Here is a 16,159-nt window from a genome sequence, read left to right on the forward strand (position 1 = left end):
GCTGGCGTCGTCACGGCAGGGGTGTTTGCGCGACATGGTATCAGGCTTGGGATCGGTGTTGTCTTTACTGCCGCCTTCGCGAGCAAGCCCGCTCCCACATTCGATCGAGTTCCATTGTTGGAATGCAGTCGAATGTGGGAGCGGGCTTGCTCGCGAAGAGGCCCTCAGGAGCGCCGAAAATCAGGCAGCGAGCAACCAAACCCCAGTCGCCGCCGCCGCCGCACCAGCCACCCGCACCAACGGTGCTGCCGCTGCTGGCAGGAAACGCACCACGGCATAGCCCGCCGCATGCAGAACCGCCGTCGCACCCACAAACCCTATGGCATACGCCCAAGGGCTGGACATGTCCGGCAGCTCCAAGCCATGCGCCACGCCATGGAACAGCGCAAACAGTGCAGTCGCTGCCACCGCCACGAACAACGGCGGACGCACTGCCAGCGCAACCGCCAGGCCCAGCGCCAGCACCGACGCGGCAATCCCGCTTTCCAGCGCCGGCAGTTCCAGCCCTTCAAAGCCCAGCATCCCGCCGATCAGCATGGTGCCGACAAAGGTGCACGGCAGCGCCCAGCGTGCTGAGCCTTTTTGTTGAGCTGCCCACAGGCCCACGGCGACCATCGCCAGCAAGTGGTCGATGCCGCCCAGCGGGTGACTGATGCCGGCCACCAGGCCGTTGTCGCCATGGCCGGGGTGGGCGAAGGCGAGGGCGGGAGTGAGCAGCAACGCTGCGGCGGCGAGAAGTGTATTGAGGCGCATGGACAGGCTCCTTGTTGGGGTTGATCAGGCTGCGGTCAGCAAGCCCTGGCGTTCGATGAAGGCGACGATTTCTTCCAGGCCGACGCCGGTTTTCTGATTGCTGAAGACGAAAGGTTTACCGCCGCGCATACGCTGGGTGTCGCTGTTCATCAGCTCCAGGGACGCGCCCACCAGCGGCGCCAGGTCGATCTTGTTGATCACCAGCAGGTCGGATTTGCAGATCCCCGGCCCGCCTTTGCGCGGAAGTTTGTCGCCGGCCGACACATCGATCACGTAGATGGTCAGGTCTGACAGTTCCGGGCTGAAGGTGGCCGACAGGTTGTCGCCGCCGGATTCCACCAGGATCAGGTCCAGGCCGGGAAAGCGCCGGTTCAACTGGTCCACGGCTTCGAGGTTGATCGAGGCGTCTTCGCGAATCGCGGTGTGGGGGCAGCCGCCGGTTTCCACGCCGATGATGCGCTCGGGCGCCAGGGCCTGGTTGCGCACCAGGAAGTCGGCGTCTTCACGGGTGTAGATGTCGTTGGTCACCACCGCCAGGTTGTAGCGGTCGCGCAGGGCCAGGCACAGGGCCAGGGTCAGGGCGGTCTTGCCGGAACCGACCGGGCCGCCGATGCCGACGCGCAGGGGTTGGGTGTTCATGTGATTCTCCAAGATAAAGTGCCCTAGGAACGGAACAGGCGGCTGTACTGGCGCTCATGGGCCATGCACGCCAGGGACAGGCCAAAGGCGGCGCTGCCGTAGTGATTGGGGTCGAGTTGGCTGGCGCTTTGCTGGGCTTGTTGCAGCAGCGGCAGCAGTTCACTGGTCAGGCGTTGAGCGGCTTGCTGGCCCAGTGGCAGAGTCTTCATCAGCACCGTCAACTGGTTTTCCAGCCAGCTCCACAACCAGGCAGCCAGGGCGTCATCGGGGCTGATCTGCCAGGCGCGGGCGGCCAGCGCCCAGCCCAGGGCCAGGTGCGGTTCGGGTCGCAGCGCGAGAAACGCCCGCGCGTCATCATCCAGCTCCGGCAAACCGTTGAGCAGTTGATGCAGCGAATAACCCATCTGCCGGCTTTCCTGGTACAGCTCGCGGGTCTCGCGACTGGCGCGGTGTTCTTCACACAACTGCGCGAGGCGCGGCCAATCCTGTTCAGCAGCGGCCTTGCAGTGGGCGAGCAGCAGCGGCGCTTCGAAGCGCGCCAGGTTTAGCAATAATTGATCACTGATCCAGCGCCCGGCACTCGCCGGGTCGGTCACGCGGGCTTGCTCCACGGCCATTTCCAGGCCTTGGGAATAGCTGTAGCCGCCAATCGGCAGCTGCGGACTGGCCAGGCGCAACAGCGCCCAGGCTGGGTTCATAGACGTACGCCGAACTGGTGCAGCTTGGGCGGGTAGTTGAAGTCTTCGTCGCCATGGCGGGAGTGGTGGTGGCCACCGCCATAGGCACCGTGTTCCGGCTGGAACGGAGCCTCGATGGTTTCGGTCGTCGCGCCCAACTGATCGAGCATGGCCTTGAGCACGTAGTCATCGAGCAGGCGCAGCCAGCCGTCGCCCACTTGCAGGGCGACATGGCGATTGCCCAGGTGATAGGCGGCGCGGGTCAGTTCAAAGGCACTGCTGCAGGTGACGTGCAACAGTTGTTCAGGGCGGGCACATACGCGTACGACACGTCCGTCTTCGGCCTGTAGGAATTCGCCATCGTGCAGCGGCGATTGGCCGCGCTCCAGGAACAGGCCGACGTCTTCTCCGTCGGCACTGAAACAGCGCAGGCGGCTTTTGCTGCGGGCTTCGAAGTTCAGCAGCAACTCGGCGGCCCAGACGGGTTCGGGGGCGATTCGGCGGTGGATCACCAACATCAGAAAGCTTCCAGCTATGAGCGATAAGCAAGCTAGAGCAAGGGTCTTGCCAACCACGCGAAGAGTAGGAATTCCCTGTAGGCAGGCGGCATGTGCCACCTGATGGCGCAGGAAATTATTCCAAAATGTTTCATTTTGGTGCGTGAGTGGATTTATAGCACCGGATTCGGGCGCTCAGCGTTGAATTCCATGGCTCGCTGCATGAAATTTCTTTCATCTTTGGGGGGGTGATGAGTTGTTTCGGATTTTTCCCACGCAGTTACAGGATTAGGCGGTCATCGGGTTACGCGCTGTTTCATTAGGATTCCGCTCCGTGTTTAATTCTCAGCGGTTCCATCATGTACAAGTCATTTTTCTGTTTAATCATTGTCAGCCTGTCGCTCGCCCTTTCATCCGCTTCGGCCAATCTCCAGCGGGCCCCGGCATTTGCCCCGCGGCCCTCTATCGACAACGTGATCGATCGTGCCCATGCACTGCTGGGCACGCCCTACAAGTGGGGCGGCACCTCGGTACGGCAGGGGTTCGATTGCAGCAGCTTCCTGGTGTACCTGTTCAAGACTGAAGCCAACATTCATCTGCCCCGCACGACTTCCGAGATGCATCGCTCAACTGCGGCCACGGTCAAGCGCGATGCATTGCAACCGGGTGATGCGGTATTTTTCAGGGGCAATGGGCGCGGCCAGGTCAGCCACGTTGGTCTCTATATAGGTGAGGGCAAATTCATTCACTCGCCCCGCACCGGCAAAAGCGTGCGCATCGACTCACTGGCAAACAGTTACTGGAACAAGAACTACACCACCGCCAAGCGATTCCACGCCGTGCGCTGAGTTATTCGGTGCTGCCCAGGCCTTGCCAATGCTTGAGGCCAATGAAGATAAAGCGCAGTTGCTGGGTGATCTTGGCTTGAGGCGTGAGGTGCGCAGGCAGCGCTTCGGCGGGCGGGTCGATGATATCGGGCAAGGTAGCGAACACGCTCTTGACGATCAGGTCGGCCATTACGTGCAAACCGTCGGCATCCAGGTGCTGGAGCTTGGGCATCAGGGTCAGGTCGGCGGCGAGGTCGCTGGTGATGTCTTCGCGCAGGGCACCAATGGCTTGGCGCACGGCGAGGCTGCCACCGTATTGCTCGCGGGCCAGGAACAGGAATTGCGAACGGTTGGCGGCGACCACATCCAGGAAAATCCGTACCGAGGCATCAATGATGCCGCCCATTACGAATTCGTTGTGGCGCACCAGGCGAATCGTCGCGCGAAAGGTCTGGCCGACTTCACTGACCAATACCAGGCCCAACTGATCCATATCGGCAAAGTGACGGTAGAAACCGGTGGGCACGATGCCGGCGGTCTTGGCCACTTCACGCAGGCTCAGGCTGCCGAACCCACGGCCACACTCCATCAGATGGCGGGCTGCGTCCATCAGGGCGAGTCGGGTCTGTTGCTTCTGTTCGGCGCGGGGCAGCATTGGCAGGCGGGCTTTGTGGACAAGGACAGCGACGCACTCTAGCAAATCAGCTTTGCCAGCGTCGAACTTCAAAAGGGAGAAGGGCGTTGCGGTTCACACAAAGTCAAAGCCCGATCGGGTGATCGGGCTTTTTTCCAGGGCCAGCACGGGCTTAGCTCTGTGCTTGATGCAGTTCTTGCAGACGGTCAGCACCGCCTTCAGCTACGGAACCGGCATAGGCGCGTTCGTTGGCTTGTTCAGCACCGCCTTCAACCAGACCTTTCTGTTCCAGGCGATCACGGCCACCTTCGGCAACAGCGTTGCGTTCCATCAGGCGATCAGCGCCACCTTCAACCAGGCCTTTCTGTTCCAGACGATTACGGCCGTTTTCTACAACACCTTCGGTGTAAGCGCGTTTGTTGGCGTTGTCCGAACCGTTTTCAGTGATGCTGCCGTTGTAGTCGGTGTTGTTCTTGTCCGAAGCACCGCTGCGCGCCAGGGTTTGGCTGACGTGGGAAGCATCGGCTTTTACTTGTGGCGTGGCCTGTTCAGCAGCTGGCAGGGCAAATGCGCTGGTGGCCAGGACGGAGAGTACAAAGCTTGCGAGTAATTGGCGTTTCATGATGGGTTGCTCCTTGGGAGGGCGATAAATTGGGTACAGGGCTAATGCTACTCTTGATAAGTCGATATAAAAGTTCATAAACACAATGGTAATAATCAACAGAATTGATTGTTCTCGCCGAGGGCTCTATCTCGCAGGTCTCAAGCCCGCGCTTTTGCACCGTGGTGGGTATTTTCGACACGACCGTGGGTAACAACGGTGCGTGATTGATGATTGAAACTGTCTGATTGGTCAGGAAAGGCGGTTTTGACGGCTAATTCATCAATGTGGTTAAACCCCAGCGCCGTTTGTCAGTCGTAGCCATATAAGCTGTAGTCAAAACGCGCGCCGCAATGCGCCCGCTCAGTCGTAACCTGGAGTCCTGTGCAATGACGCGCACTCGTAAAATTCTCGCCTGGAGCTGCGCCAGCTTCGTTCTGTTAATCGCCATTGTGGTGCTGGTCCTGGTGTTCTTCGACTGGAACCGGATCAAGCCGCCGCTCAACGCCAAGGTCTCCGAAGAGCTGCATCGACCGTTTGCCATCAATGGCAACCTGGCAGTGGTGTGGCAGCGCGAGCCCGATGAAGGCGGCTGGCGCGCCTGGATTCCGTGGCCCCATGTGATTGCCGAAGACCTGACCCTGGGCAACCCCGACTGGTCGAAAACCCCGCAGATGGTCACCCTCAAACGCGTGGAATTGCGCGTCTCGCCCCTGGCGTTGCTGGCCCAGCGCGTGGTGATCCCGCGTATCGACCTCACCGAACCGAGTGCGCAGTTGCAGCGCCTGGCCGACGGCCGCGCCAACTGGACCTTCAAGTTCGACCCCAAGGATCCGAACGCTGAACCCTCCAACTGGGTGGTGGACATCGGCGCGATTGGTTTCGACAAAGGCCACGTGACCCTCGACGACCAAACCCTCAAGACCCAACTCGACGTAGTGATTGATTTGCTCGGCAAGCCAATTCCCTTCGGTGAGATCGTCGGTGATGCCGACGCCAAGAAAGCCCTGGAAAAAGGCTCGGCGCCGCAGGATTACGCGTTCGCCCTCAAGGTCAAAGGCAAGTACCACGGCCAGAAGCTCGATGGCACCGGCAAGATTGGTGGCTTGCTGGCATTGCAGGACGCGGCCAAGCCGTTCCCGCTGCAAGCACAGGCCAGGATCGGCGACACCAGCATCGCGCTGGCCGGCACCCTCACCGACCCGATGAACCTCGGCGCCCTCGACCTGCGCCTCAAGCTCTCCGGCAGCAGCCTGGGCAACCTGTACCCGCTCACTGGTGTGACCTTGCCGGATTCGCCGGCTTATTCCACCGACGGCCACCTGATCGCCAAGCTGCATGAGGCCAGCGGTGCGTCGTTCCAGTATGAAAACTTCAACGGCAAGATCGGCAACAGCGACATCCACGGCAACCTTGGCTACGTCGCCAGCCAGCCACGGCCCAAGCTCACGGGGGCGCTGGTTTCCAACCAACTGTTGATGGCCGACCTGGCGCCGCTGATTGGTGCTGACTCCAACGCCAAGCAAAAAGCCCGTGGCGGCGAAAGCAAGCAGCCGGCGACCAAGGTGCTGCCGGTGGAAGAGTTCCGCACGGAGCGCTGGCGCGACATGGATGCCGACGTCGAATTCACCGGCAAGCGCATCGTCCACAGTGCCGAACTGCCGTTCACCGACCTCTACACCCACCTGGTGTTGAACGACGGCCAGTTGAGCCTCGAGCCCCTGCGTTTCGGCGTAGCCGGTGGCAAGCTCGACGCGCAGATTCGCCTCAATGGGCGCACCACGCCGATGGAAGGCCAGGCCAAACTCACCGCACGTAACTTCAAGCTCAAGCAGCTGTTCCCGACCTTTGAACCGATGAAAACCAGCTTCGGTGAACTCAACGGTGACGCCGACATTTCCGGGCGCGGCAACTCCGTCGCGGCGCTGTTGGGCACGTCGAATGGTGATCTGAAGATGTTGATCAACGACGGCGCCATCAGCCGTGGCCTGATGGAAATCGCCGGGCTTAACGTCGGCAACTACGTGGTAGGCCGACTGTTTGGCGACAAGGAAGTGAAGATCAACTGCGCGGCGGCAGACTTTGGCATCAAGTCCGGCCTGGCGACGACTCGTCTGTTTGTGTTCGATACCGAGAACGCGATCATCTACATCGATGGCACTGCGAACATGGCCAGTGAGCAGCTTGATCTGACGATCACGCCAGAGTCGAAAGGCTTCCGCCTGTTCTCCCTGCGCTCGCCGTTGTATGTCAACGGGCCGTTTATCAAGCCGAATGCTGGCGTGAAGGCGGTGCCGCTGATGCTGCGTGGCGCGGGAATGGTTGCACTGGGTGTGATTGCCGGTCCGGCAGCAGGCTTGCTGGCGCTGGTGGCACCGAGCGGCGATGAGCCGAACCAATGTGCGCCGTTGCTGCAACAGATGAAGGAAGGCAAGGCGCCTAAAACAGTGAAGGGCTAGCTGACAAAACCAGGAACCAAATGTGGGAGCGGGCTTGCTCGCGAAGGCGGTGGATCAGTCAATAATGTGCCGACTGGTCCACCGCCTTCGCGAGCAAGCCCGCTCCCACATGGGTTTTGCGGTGTTAGCTGTGTTAGTTACAGGTCCTTCAGAATATCCGCCATGTCATCGGCGTGTTCTTCTTCCTGGGCCAGAATGTCTTCGAAGATCCGGCGAGTGGTCGGGTCTTTGTCGCCGATGTACTGGATGATCTCGCGATAGCTGTCCACCGCGATGCGCTCGGCCACCAGGTCTTCGTAGACCATTTCCTTCAGCGTATTGCCGGCCACGTATTGCGCGTGGGAGTTCTTCGACAGCAGGTCGGGGTTGAACTCCGGCTCGCCGCCCAACTGCACGATGCGTTCGGCCAGCTTGTCGGCGTGTTCGGCTTCCTGGGTGGCGTGCTCGAGGAATTCCTCGGCGGCGACATGCGCCTTGACGCCATTGGCCATGAAATAGTGGCGCTTGTAGCGCAGCACGCACACCAGTTCGGTGGCCAGCGATTCGTTGAGCAGACGCAGGATTTCCTGGCGGTCGGCGTCATAGCCTTCAGTCACGGCACCGTTTTCGACGTTCTTGCGGGCGCGCTCACGTAAGGTGGCTACGTCAGACAAATGTGAGTCAGTCATCTCATTCTCCTGGTACTAATCCGGTTTTGCGCCACGCTCTGCCGGCGTGATCGCTCATTGGTTGTGAGTCCCAGGCAACCCGAAAAGTTTTATCGGATTTTACAGCGCGTGTCCCGATAGCCGCGCTTCCTCCTGCAACCATTCAAAAAACGCCCGGACCGGCGGGTGTCGTTCACGGCCCGGCACGCACAGGGCGCTGTAACCGGCGCCGTCGACATGGACCTGTGGCCGGTAAGGCACCAGTAAACCGCTGGCGACGCTTTCCGAAACCAGGATGTTGCTCGCCAACACCAGACCCTGGCCGGCAATCGCTGCTTGCAAGGCGTAGTGCTCTTCGTCGTATTCGCGCAGTGGCGAGGCGGATTGCAGCCAGTCTTCCCCGGCCTTTTCGCACCAGGCCTGCCAGCCCAGGGCGTACAGCTTGGAGTTGTGCCAGCACACGCTGATCAGGGTCGGGGTACGTTCGCTCGCCAGGGCGACCTGTTCGGGGGAGCCATACACCGCGAAGCATTCGTCGAACAGGCATAAACCGTACAGGTTCACGTAATCGTCAATGCTGTAGCGGATCACCAGGTCGACGCTGGCGTCCTGCTGCAAATCGACCACGGCGCAGTTGGTGTCCAGGCGCAGGCTGATATCCGGATGGGCGGCATAGAAGCGGCCGAGTCGCGGCACCAGCCACAGAGCGGCAAACGCCGGCGTGGTGGAGAGCGTGAGATTGCCGGCGCTGCGCTGCGGGCGCAGGGTGTCGACGCTTTGCGCGACGTCCAGCAGCGCGCCGTGCAGGCTGTGGAACAGGCGCTCGCCGCGTTCTGTCAGGCGCACCTGGCGCGGCAGGCGCTCGAACAGTGGCACGCCGAGCCAGGTTTCCAGGGAGCGAATCTGGTGGGACACGGCCGTCGGCGTTACCGACAGCTCCTGGGCGGCGGCCTTGAAGCTCAGCAGGCGCGACGCCGATTCAAAGGCACGCAGGGCGGTCAGGGGCAGCGAGGCAAACATATGAGGCTCCATGGATGAATTCAGATCATCCAGAACAACTATTGCTCATTTGTGAGGTAAGCCAGGCATCTCTAGATTTGTGGGCAAGAGAGGCGGCCAGTCAGGTTGCCTGAGTCTAGCGCGTGAAGGCCTACAGATGAAAAAAATGCTTGCGATCCATTCCAGCCCCCGTGGCGAACGTTCTCACTCCCGGCGCCTGGCCGAGGTGTTCCTGGCCGCCTGGCACGCCACCAACCCTGACGCGCAACTGAGTCGCCGCGAAGTCGGCCGTGCATCGATTCCCCATGTCAGCGAAGCCTTTATTGCCGCCAGTTTTCACCCCGAGCCGCAGTCGATGCCCTTGTCCATGCACGCTGATTTGCAACTGAGCAACGAACTGGTGGCCGAGCTGGTCGAGCACGATTTGCTGGTGATTTCCGTGCCGATGTACAACTTCGGGATTCCCAGCGGCCTCAAGGCCTGGATCGACCAGATCGTGCGCATGGGCCACACCGTGGACATCACCCAGGACAGCCAGGGCATCGCCCAGTACCAGCCGTTGCTGTTGGGTAAAAAGGCGCTGATCATCACCAGCCGCGGCGGCAGTGGCTTTGGCCCGGGCGGGGAAAACGAGGCGATGAACCACGCCGATCCGCACTTGCGCACCGCGTTGGGGTTCATCGGCGTTGAAGACGTCACGGTGATTGCAGCAGAAGGTGAAGAGTCCGACCCGAGCGTGTTCCGCCGCTCCTGCGATGCGGTCGAAGGGCAACTGCGCGATCTGGCCGGGAGCTTCTGAGGTGTCCTGGCTCTTCCTGCTGATCGCTGCCGGGTTTGAGGTGACCTTCGCCATGGGCATGAAGTACGCCGACGGCTTCACCCGGCTGTGGCCATCGCTGATCACCGTCATTGCAGCGGTGGGCGGGATCTATTTCCTGACCCTGGCCATGCGTGAACTGCCGGTGAGCGTGGCTTACCCGATCTGGACCGCCATTGGTTCACTGGGCACGGTGTTTCTCGGGTTTGCGCTGCTGGGGGAGAGCCTGACGATGATCAAGCTGGTGTCGGTAGGCTTGATCGTCGCCGGCGTGGTCGGCCTTAAGTAGCTTCAGGCGCGCTGACATTGCTGCGAACCGGAGTCGTCCAGCGCTCCGACAAAATCACCCCGCCCAGGGTCAGCAAGCCGCCCACCAGGTGATACATCGCCAGTTGCTCCTTCAGCACCACTGAGGCAATCAACGCGGTGATCAGCGGCAGCAGGTTGAAAAACAGCGTGGTGCGGCTTGGGCCGAGGGTCTTCACCGAATGCATCCACGCCAACGGCGCGAGCATCGAGGCCAGCAGGCAGGCATACAGCACCAGCGGGATATTCGACCAGCCAAGGCCGGCCTTGTCGGAGAACAGGAACAGCGGAAACAGCACCACCACCGCCACCAGCACCTGCAAATACAGCAATACCAGCGGCGGCAACCGCAGCTGCCATTTTTTCAGCAGGGTGCTGTAGACCGCGTAGGCGAGGGTGGCCACCAGCATCATCGCATCACCCATATTCAGCCCGTGTTGCAGCAGCGCGCTGAGACTGCCGGCGGAGACCACCACCACCACGCCAGCGAACGACAGCACGGCACCGGTCAGGGCGCCGAAGGTCAGGCGTTGGCCAAGGCTGATGATTGCGGCGGTGAGGGCCATCAGCGGCATCAGCGAGAGGATGATGCCCATGTTGGTGGCCGAGGTCAGGTTGGCGGCGTAATACGCCAGGCTCTGATACACCGCCATGCCCAGCACGCCGAGGATAAAGATCTTGCCCAGGTTGGGACGAATCAGCGACCAATTGGCGATGACAGGTTTGAGCATGAACGGGGTAAACAGCACGCCGGCCAGCAGCCAGCGATAAAAGCCGATCTCGGCAGGGAAAATCGTCCCCACCGCGAGTTTGTTGACCACGGTATTGCCGGCCCAGATAAAAATGGCCAGTAACGGATAAGCGTATTGCATCTAAAGGAACCTGTTACGTCTATGAGCGGCGATTATCCTTTGTCTGGATCGAAGCCTATACTTCGATCCAGCCATCCGACCTTTGTATCCAGACAATATGCTCAAGAAGTACATCAACCTTCCCGATTTCGACCAGTTGCCGTCCCCGGTGTACTTCCGTTATTCGGAGTTCGAGGCCGACACCCATGCCAGTGCGCACCAGCATGCCTGGGGCTCCCTGGACTACTCGGCCCGAGGCGTGATGCGTTTTGAAGTCGCCGGCAGCCGTTTCATGTCGCCGCCGCAATACGCGGTGTGGATCCCGCCGAATACCCAGCACAGTTCCTACAATGCCCAGGCGGTTGTCTATCGCTCGGTGTACCTGGCGCCCACGCTGTGCGAGCACTTGCCGGCGCAGCCGTGCACCCTGACCATCAGCGATATCCTCAAGGCGATCCTCAGCGATTTCGCCGAGCGTGACGTCAACATTCCCGAGAATGAAGCTGATGTGCGCCTCGCCCAAGTGCTGGTCGACCAGCTCCGGCAGGCCCCGGTGCACGATTGCTTCCTGCCGTACGCCAGCCATCCCGGGTTGCTCAGCGTACTGGAAGGCATGCAGGCCGACCCAGGTGATAACCGCGCGCTGGCCCAGTGGGCGGAGCAGGCACATGTCAGCGAGCGCACCCTGGCCCGGCAATTTGCTCGTGAACTGGGGATGAGTTTCGGCGAATGGCGCCAACGCCTGCGCTTCCTCGCGTCCATCGAAGCCTTGGATAGCCCGCGCAGCATCCAGGAAGTGGCCTTTGACCTGGGCTACAGCACCGCCTCGGCGTTTATCGCGATGTTTCAGCGCCAGGCCGGCTGCACCCCGGAGCAGTACCGACGGACGAATATTCGTAGCAGGTGAACGTGTAACAAGGTTTGACTACACTGCTGGGGAGGCCGTGCCCCTCGGCACGGTAACAGGGAGAAAACTCCATGAAGATGCTGCGTATTCCGCTGTTGATGATGGGCTTGCTGTTGTGTTCCCAAGGCTTTGCCGCGACTGCCGCACAGACGGCTCAGCAACAAAAAATGACCACTTGCAACGCCGAAGCCAAGACCAGTGGCAAAACCGGTGATGATCGCAAGGCATTCATGAGCACCTGCCTCAAGGCCGCCCCGGCCGCCAACGACGCCAAGACCCTCACGCCACAGCAGCAGAAGATGAAAGACTGCAACGCCACGGCGAAAACCCAGGCGCTGACCGGCGATGCACGTAAAACGTTTATGAGCACCTGCCTGAAGAAATAATAGCCGGGTGCCATAGAAGGCTGCGACACTCGCACACAGCCCTCTGTTGTCTTGTAGGAGCGAGCTTGCTCGCGAAGAACGTCAACGAAAACGCGTTCATCCTGAATAAACGTGGCTTCCTTGCGTTTTTCGCGAGCAAGCTCGCTCCTACAAATAACAGCATCTTTTAACGCCGTTCGTTTTGAGGCTGTATGCCAACGTTTTCTCAGCGTCACGTGTTGTTGTTGGTTAGTTGCGTGCTGATTTTTGGCGGGCTGCTGCTGGTTTTGCCGTTGAAGTTGCTGCCGAGCCTGCTGGCCGGGCTGCTGGTGTACGAGCTGGTCAACATGCTCACCCCGCAGTTGCAGCGGCTGATCGAAGGCCGGCGTGCGCGCTGGTTGGCGGTGGCGTTGCTGGGGACTTTGATCGTCAGCATCCTGACCCTGATCTTCGCCGGGGCCATCAGCTTCCTGCTGCACGAAGCGGAAAACCCGGGGGCTTCCCTCGACAAATTCATGGGCGTGGTTGACCGTGCGCGCGGCCAACTGCCGCCGTTCCTCGACGCCTACCTGCCGGCCAGCGCCGCCGAGTTTCGCGTGGCCATCGGCGAATGGCTGAGCAAACACCTCAGCGAATTGCAGTTGGTGGGCAAAGACGCTGCGCACATGTTCGTGACCTTGCTGATCGGCATGGTGCTGGGCGCGATCATCGCCCTGCAACGGGTGCCGGACGTCACCAAACGTAAACCCTTGGCTGCTGCGCTGTTCGATCGTCTGCACTTGCTGGTCCAGGCCTTTCGCAACATCGTCTTCGCCCAGATCAAGATCGCCGCGCTGAACACTGCGTTCACCGCGATCTTCCTCGCGGTGGTGCTGCCGCTGTGCGGGATTCACCTGCCGCTGACCAAGACCCTGATCGTGCTGACATTCCTGCTGGGCCTGCTGCCGGTGATCGGTAACCTCATGTCCAACACCCTGATCACCATCGTGGCCTTGTCGCTGTCGATTTGGGTGGCGGTGGCGGCGTTGGGCTACCTGATCGTGATCCACAAGGTCGAGTACTTCCTCAACGCGCGGATCGTCGGCGGGCAGATCAGTGCCAAATCGTGGGAATTGTTGTTGGCGATGCTGGTGTTCGAAGCCGCGTTCGGCCTGCCGGGGGTGGTGGCGGGGCCGATTTATTATGCGTACTTGAAGAGTGAGTTGAAGCTGGCGGGGATGGTTTAGGCATTGATGTTGCCTGGACTGGCCCCTTCGCGAGCAAGCCCGCTCCCACATTCGGCTGCATTCCAAAGCTGGAACTCGGTCGAATGTGGGAGCGGGCTTGCTCGCGAAGGGCGCGCCACGGTTTCAGCTAAAACTCAGTAGCCGTACCGCTTGCTGGCCTCAATCGCCAGACCACTGCCAATACTGCCAAAGATATTCCCTTCCACATGCTGCGCATTCGGCAGCATCGCCGAGATGCTGTGGCGCAGCGCCGGAATCCCGCTGGAACCCCCGGTAAAGAACACCGTGTCCACCTGGGCCACGTCCACCGAGGCGTCGTTGAGCAACTGGGTCACGCTGTTGCGCACCCGCTCCAGCAAGCCATCGATGGCCGATTCGAACAACGCCCGACTCAATTCCACGCTCAACCCTGGCTCAACCCGGTCCAGCAGCACATGGCGGCTGTCCTGCTGGGTCAGCTGGATCTTGGTTTCTTCCACTTCCATCGCCAGCCAGTGCCCGGCGCGCTGTTCGATCAGGTTGAACAGGCGGTCGATGCCGCCGGTGTCCTCGATGTCGTAGCGCATGCTGCCCAGCGCCAGCTTGGATTTCTGTGAGTACACCGAGTTGATGGTGTGCCAGGTCGCCAGGTTCATGTGGTGGCTGGTGGGCATGTAGGCGCCGCTTTTCATGCGGCTGCCGTAGCCGAACAACGGCATCATGCCGGCCAGCGAGAGTTGCTTGTCGAAGTCGGTCCCGCCGATGTGTACACCGCCGGTGGCGAGGATGTCGTCGTGACGGTTGTCGATCTGGCGGCGCTCGGGCGACAGGCGCACCAGGGAGAAGTCGGAGGTACCACCGCCGATGTCGACGATCAGCACCAGCTCTTCTTTCTCGATGGTGGACTCGTAGTCGAAGGCCGCAGCGATTGGCTCGTACTGGAAGGAAATGTCCTTGAAGCCGATCTTGCGGGCCACGTCCACCAGGGTGTTTTCGGCTTCCTGGTCGGCCATCGGGTCATCGTCGACGAAGAACACCGGACGGCCCAGCACCACTTCTTCAAACTCACGCCCGGCGGTGGTCTCGGCACGGCTCTTGAGTTGGCCGATAAACAGCGCCAGCAGGTCGGTGAACGGCATGGCCGTGCCCAGTACGCTGGTGTCGTGCTTGATCAGCTTGGAACCCAGCAGGCTCTTGAGCGAGCGCATCAGCCGGCCTTCGTAGTTTTCCAGGTACTCGTGCAGGGCCAGGCGACCGTACACCGGGCGGCGTTCTTCGAAGTTGAAGAACACCACCGACGGCAGCGTGATCTTGTCGTCCTCCAGCGCGATAAGCGTTTCCATGCCGGGACGAATCCAGCCGACGGTGGAGTTGGACGTGCCGAAGTCGATACCGCAGGCACGGGCTGGGGATGGGTTTTTCATGTCAATCGGGTTCCGGTTGAAAAACGGCCGCGCAGTGTATGCCACCCGCGCGCAGATGCGTAGGCCGACTATCCGCTAAATACAGCGGACTTGTTACCTTGAAAGCCCGGGCTTTGCCCCCAAATCCTCCCCATACGGTTGGTGGCTGCACGATTCTGCCCGCAGCGCCGATAAACTTCTGACGCACCCTTCGGTCACAAGATTGAGATCGGTCAATCCAGACGCCGCAAACAGGCGCATGCTGTGACGCTGGCAGTGCGATATCGATAATGGATGGTGATGCCCCCGATGGACTTCAAAGACTATTACAAGATTCTCGGTGTAGAACCCACCGCTGACGACAAGGCGATCAAGGCCGCCTATCGCAAGCTGGCGCGCAAATATCACCCGGACGTAAGCAAGGAAAAGGACGCGGAAGCCAAGTTCAAGGACGCGTCCGAAGCCTATGAAGCGCTGAAAAGCGCCGACAAACGCGCCGAATACGACGATTTGCGCAAATACGGCCAGCATGGCCAGCCGTTCCAGGGCCCGCCAGGCTGGCAGAGCCGTGGCGGCTACGGTGGCGGTGGCCAGGACACCGGCGACTTCTCGGACTTCTTCAGCTCGATCTTCGGTTCGCGCGGCAATGGTTTTGGTGGTGCCCAGGGCCGCAGTGCCGGGCGCCGAGGGCAAGATGTGGAAATGGAACTGCCGGTCTTCCTCGAAGAGACCCTGTCCAACGAGTCCAAGCAGGTCAACTTCCAGGTGCCGCAATACAACGCGGCCGGCCAGCACGTCAGCAACACCACCAAGAGCCTGAACGTGAAGATCCCAGCCGGTGTGGCCGACGGCGAGCGCATTCGCCTCAAGGGCCAGGGCGCTCCGGGGATTGGCGGGGGTGCCGCAGGTGATCTGTACTTGATCATCAAGTTCGCGCCCCACCCTAAATTCGATGTGGAAGGCGAAGACCTGATCATCACCCTGCCACTGGCTCCATGGGAGCTGGCGCTGGGCACGGAAGTGGCGGTGCCGACCCTCACCGGCAAGATCAACCTCAAGGTGCCGGCCGGCAGCCAGAACGGCCAGCGCATGCGCGCCAAGGGCCACGGCTTGTTGAACAAGGCCGGGCAGCGCGGTTACCTGTTTGTGCAACTCAAGGCGGTGATGCCGAAAAACACCGACGAAGAGGTCAAGGCGTTGTGGCAGGAACTGGCACAAAAAGCCGCCTTCGATCCAAGAGAATCATGGAGTAACTAACGATGAGCAGTCCCCGTTTGGTTCAAGTGAACATGGCAGAATTCTGTGAGGCCACCGACCTGTCGGTGGCCTACGTGATCGAAATCGTCGAGCACGGCATTGTTGAACCAGTGGGGACGAGTCCCGAATCCTGGCGCTTTACCGATTACGAACTGGCCCTGGCCAAGCGTGCCTCGGCGCTGCAAAAGGACCTGGAGCTGGAATGGGAAGGCGTCGCCCTGGCGCTCGACCTGCTGGAGGAAGTCCAGCAACTGCGGGCCGAGAACCAGATGCTCAAGCAGCGTTTGGGGCGGTTGGTGCAGACACCCTGAATCC

19 protein-coding genes are annotated in these 16,159 nt (G+C 60.8%); 9 read left to right on the forward strand and 10 right to left on the reverse strand.

From position 1 onward, the window contains the following. Nucleotides 1–180: 180 nt before the first annotated feature. The 4 genes from HBJ59_RS22920 to ureE are packed head-to-tail and all read right to left on the reverse strand — an operon-like array spanning nt 181 to nt 2,587. A complete protein-coding gene (locus HBJ59_RS22920; RefSeq protein WP_167664837.1) occupies nt 181–753 on the reverse strand; it encodes a HupE/UreJ family protein in 573 nt (190 codons plus the stop codon). A 24-nt stretch (nt 754–777) separates the two neighbouring features. Beyond that, nucleotides 778–1,392, reverse strand: a complete 615-nt coding sequence (gene ureG / locus HBJ59_RS22925; protein ID WP_003217431.1) for an urease accessory protein UreG — start codon at nt 1,390–1,392, stop codon at nt 778–780. 23 nt (nt 1,393–1,415) lie between these two features. Beyond that, nucleotides 1,416–2,090, reverse strand: coding sequence for an urease accessory protein UreF (locus tag HBJ59_RS22930; protein ID WP_167664838.1), 675 nt, complete (start codon nt 2,088–2,090; stop codon nt 1,416–1,418). Continuing rightward, nucleotides 2,087–2,587 carry an urease accessory protein UreE gene (gene ureE, locus HBJ59_RS22935; protein WP_076018025.1) on the reverse strand — a complete coding sequence of 167 codons (501 nt, stop codon included), beginning with the start codon at nt 2,585–2,587 and terminating at the stop codon, nt 2,087–2,089. The genes HBJ59_RS22930 and ureE overlap by 4 nt, the downstream gene beginning before the upstream one ends. Before the next feature lie 338 nt (nt 2,588–2,925). On the opposite strand from ureE, the gene HBJ59_RS22940 reads away from it, so the two are divergent. Then, entirely contained in the window at nt 2,926–3,414 is a 489-nt protein-coding gene (locus tag HBJ59_RS22940; protein WP_076018024.1) for a C40 family peptidase, read from the forward strand. A 1-nt stretch (nt 3,415) separates the two neighbouring features. On the opposite strand, the gene HBJ59_RS22945 is transcribed toward HBJ59_RS22940, so the two are convergent. Together HBJ59_RS22945 and HBJ59_RS22950 are read right to left on the reverse strand one after the other, a co-directional pair. Beyond that, complete coding sequence (locus tag HBJ59_RS22945) at nt 3,416–4,048, reverse strand: TetR family transcriptional regulator (protein WP_017478372.1); 633 nt, start codon at nt 4,046–4,048, stop codon at nt 3,416–3,418. Nucleotides 4,049–4,199: 151 nt separating this feature from the next. Next, a complete protein-coding gene (locus tag HBJ59_RS22950; protein ID WP_076018022.1) occupies nt 4,200–4,649 on the reverse strand; it encodes a hypothetical protein in 450 nt (149 codons plus the stop codon). 368 nt (nt 4,650–5,017) lie between these two features. Between HBJ59_RS22950 and HBJ59_RS22955 the strand changes: the two genes are divergently transcribed. Continuing rightward, nucleotides 5,018–7,087: an AsmA family protein gene (locus HBJ59_RS22955; protein ID WP_167664839.1), complete on the forward strand. Its 2,070-nt coding sequence runs from the start codon at nt 5,018–5,020 to the stop codon at nt 7,085–7,087. A gap of 137 nt (nt 7,088–7,224) precedes the next feature. Here HBJ59_RS22955 and HBJ59_RS22960 read toward each other — a convergent pair whose 3' ends face one another. After that, the gene (locus HBJ59_RS22960) at nt 7,225–7,755 is read right to left on the reverse strand and encodes a bacterioferritin (RefSeq protein WP_167664840.1); all 531 of its coding nucleotides are present in this window, start codon (nt 7,753–7,755) and stop codon (nt 7,225–7,227) included. Nucleotides 7,756–7,854: 99 nt separating this feature from the next. Beyond that, nucleotides 7,855–8,766 carry a LysR substrate-binding domain-containing protein gene (locus HBJ59_RS22965; RefSeq protein WP_167664841.1) on the reverse strand — a complete coding sequence of 304 codons (912 nt, stop codon included), beginning with the start codon at nt 8,764–8,766 and terminating at the stop codon, nt 7,855–7,857. 124 nt (nt 8,767–8,890) lie between these two features. On the opposite strand from HBJ59_RS22965, the gene HBJ59_RS22970 reads away from it, so the two are divergent. Then, entirely contained in the window at nt 8,891–9,532 is a 642-nt protein-coding gene (locus HBJ59_RS22970; RefSeq protein WP_167664842.1) for an FMN-dependent NADH-azoreductase, read from the forward strand. Nucleotide 9,533: 1 nt separating this feature from the next. Continuing rightward, entirely contained in the window at nt 9,534–9,839 is a 306-nt protein-coding gene (locus HBJ59_RS22975; protein WP_076018017.1) for a multidrug efflux SMR transporter, read from the forward strand. Here HBJ59_RS22975 and HBJ59_RS22980 read toward each other — a convergent pair. Beyond that, a complete protein-coding gene (locus tag HBJ59_RS22980; RefSeq protein ID WP_076018016.1) occupies nt 9,832–10,728 on the reverse strand; it encodes a DMT family transporter in 897 nt (298 codons plus the stop codon). The genes HBJ59_RS22975 and HBJ59_RS22980 overlap by 8 nt on opposite strands. 97 nt (nt 10,729–10,825) lie before the next feature. Between HBJ59_RS22980 and HBJ59_RS22985 the strand changes: the two genes are divergently transcribed. The 3 genes from HBJ59_RS22985 (at nt 10,826) to HBJ59_RS22995 (ending at nt 13,205) form a co-directional block, all read left to right on the forward strand. Next, nucleotides 10,826–11,614: a helix-turn-helix transcriptional regulator gene (locus HBJ59_RS22985; protein ID WP_167664843.1), complete on the forward strand. Its 789-nt coding sequence runs from the start codon at nt 10,826–10,828 to the stop codon at nt 11,612–11,614. Nucleotides 11,615–11,685: 71 nt separating this feature from the next. After that, the gene (locus HBJ59_RS22990; RefSeq protein WP_017478381.1) at nt 11,686–12,000 is read left to right on the forward strand and encodes a PsiF family protein; all 315 of its coding nucleotides are present in this window, start codon (nt 11,686–11,688) and stop codon (nt 11,998–12,000) included. Nucleotides 12,001–12,191: 191 nt separating this feature from the next. Further along, a complete protein-coding gene (locus HBJ59_RS22995) occupies nt 12,192–13,205 on the forward strand; it encodes an AI-2E family transporter (protein WP_076018014.1) in 1,014 nt (337 codons plus the stop codon). Nucleotides 13,206–13,339: 134 nt separating this feature from the next. Here HBJ59_RS22995 and HBJ59_RS23000 read toward each other — a convergent pair whose 3' ends face one another. Continuing rightward, on the reverse strand, nt 13,340–14,608 hold the full coding sequence (locus HBJ59_RS23000; protein WP_076018013.1) for an Hsp70 family protein: 1,269 nt from the start codon (nt 14,606–14,608) through the stop codon (nt 13,340–13,342). 288 nt (nt 14,609–14,896) lie between these two features. Here HBJ59_RS23000 and HBJ59_RS23005 point away from each other — a divergent pair, with 288 nt between their 5' ends. Both HBJ59_RS23005 and HBJ59_RS23010 read left to right on the forward strand, forming a co-directional pair. Continuing rightward, the gene (locus HBJ59_RS23005; protein WP_076018012.1) at nt 14,897–15,844 is read left to right on the forward strand and encodes a DnaJ C-terminal domain-containing protein; all 948 of its coding nucleotides are present in this window, start codon (nt 14,897–14,899) and stop codon (nt 15,842–15,844) included. Nucleotides 15,845–15,846: 2 nt separating this feature from the next. Further along, the gene (locus tag HBJ59_RS23010) at nt 15,847–16,155 is read left to right on the forward strand and encodes a chaperone modulator CbpM (protein ID WP_003217397.1); all 309 of its coding nucleotides are present in this window, start codon (nt 15,847–15,849) and stop codon (nt 16,153–16,155) included. Nucleotides 16,156–16,159 lie beyond the last annotated feature (4 nt).

The organism is Pseudomonas sp. AN3A02 (genome assembly GCF_011765255.1).
Classification (GTDB): Bacteria; Pseudomonadota; Gammaproteobacteria; order Pseudomonadales; family Pseudomonadaceae; genus Aquipseudomonas.

What these genes read in the sequence shown, in the direction of transcription:
- HBJ59_RS22920 (WP_167664837.1), bottom strand. Translation starts at nt 753, where the DNA reads ATGCGCCTCAATACACTTCTCGCCGCCGCAGCGTTGCTGCTCACTCCC.
- ureG (WP_003217431.1), bottom strand. Translation starts at nt 1,392, where the DNA reads ATGAACACCCAACCCCTGCGCGTCGGCATCGGCGGCCCGGTCGGTTCC.
- HBJ59_RS22930 (WP_167664838.1), bottom strand. Translation starts at nt 2,090, where the DNA reads ATGAACCCAGCCTGGGCGCTGTTGCGCCTGGCCAGTCCGCAGCTGCCG.
- ureE (WP_076018025.1), bottom strand. Translation starts at nt 2,587, where the DNA reads ATGTTGGTGATCCACCGCCGAATCGCCCCCGAACCCGTCTGGGCCGCC.
- HBJ59_RS22940 (WP_076018024.1), top strand. Translation starts at nt 2,926, where the DNA reads ATGTACAAGTCATTTTTCTGTTTAATCATTGTCAGCCTGTCGCTCGCC.
- HBJ59_RS22945 (WP_017478372.1), bottom strand. Translation starts at nt 4,048, where the DNA reads ATGCTGCCCCGCGCCGAACAGAAGCAACAGACCCGACTCGCCCTGATG.
- HBJ59_RS22950 (WP_076018022.1), bottom strand. Translation starts at nt 4,649, where the DNA reads ATGAAACGCCAATTACTCGCAAGCTTTGTACTCTCCGTCCTGGCCACC.
- HBJ59_RS22955 (WP_167664839.1), top strand. Translation starts at nt 5,018, where the DNA reads ATGACGCGCACTCGTAAAATTCTCGCCTGGAGCTGCGCCAGCTTCGTT.
- HBJ59_RS22960 (WP_167664840.1), bottom strand. Translation starts at nt 7,755, where the DNA reads ATGACTGACTCACATTTGTCTGACGTAGCCACCTTACGTGAGCGCGCC.
- HBJ59_RS22965 (WP_167664841.1), bottom strand. Translation starts at nt 8,766, where the DNA reads ATGGAGCCTCATATGTTTGCCTCGCTGCCCCTGACCGCCCTGCGTGCC.
- HBJ59_RS22970 (WP_167664842.1), top strand. Translation starts at nt 8,891, where the DNA reads ATGAAAAAAATGCTTGCGATCCATTCCAGCCCCCGTGGCGAACGTTCT.
- HBJ59_RS22980 (WP_076018016.1), bottom strand. Translation starts at nt 10,728, where the DNA reads ATGCAATACGCTTATCCGTTACTGGCCATTTTTATCTGGGCCGGCAAT.
- HBJ59_RS22985 (WP_167664843.1), top strand. Translation starts at nt 10,826, where the DNA reads ATGCTCAAGAAGTACATCAACCTTCCCGATTTCGACCAGTTGCCGTCC.
- HBJ59_RS22990 (WP_017478381.1), top strand. Translation starts at nt 11,686, where the DNA reads ATGAAGATGCTGCGTATTCCGCTGTTGATGATGGGCTTGCTGTTGTGT.
- HBJ59_RS22995 (WP_076018014.1), top strand. Translation starts at nt 12,192, where the DNA reads ATGCCAACGTTTTCTCAGCGTCACGTGTTGTTGTTGGTTAGTTGCGTG.
- HBJ59_RS23000 (WP_076018013.1), bottom strand. Translation starts at nt 14,608, where the DNA reads ATGAAAAACCCATCCCCAGCCCGTGCCTGCGGTATCGACTTCGGCACG.
- HBJ59_RS23005 (WP_076018012.1), top strand. Translation starts at nt 14,897, where the DNA reads ATGGACTTCAAAGACTATTACAAGATTCTCGGTGTAGAACCCACCGCT.
- HBJ59_RS23010 (WP_003217397.1), top strand. Translation starts at nt 15,847, where the DNA reads ATGAGCAGTCCCCGTTTGGTTCAAGTGAACATGGCAGAATTCTGTGAG.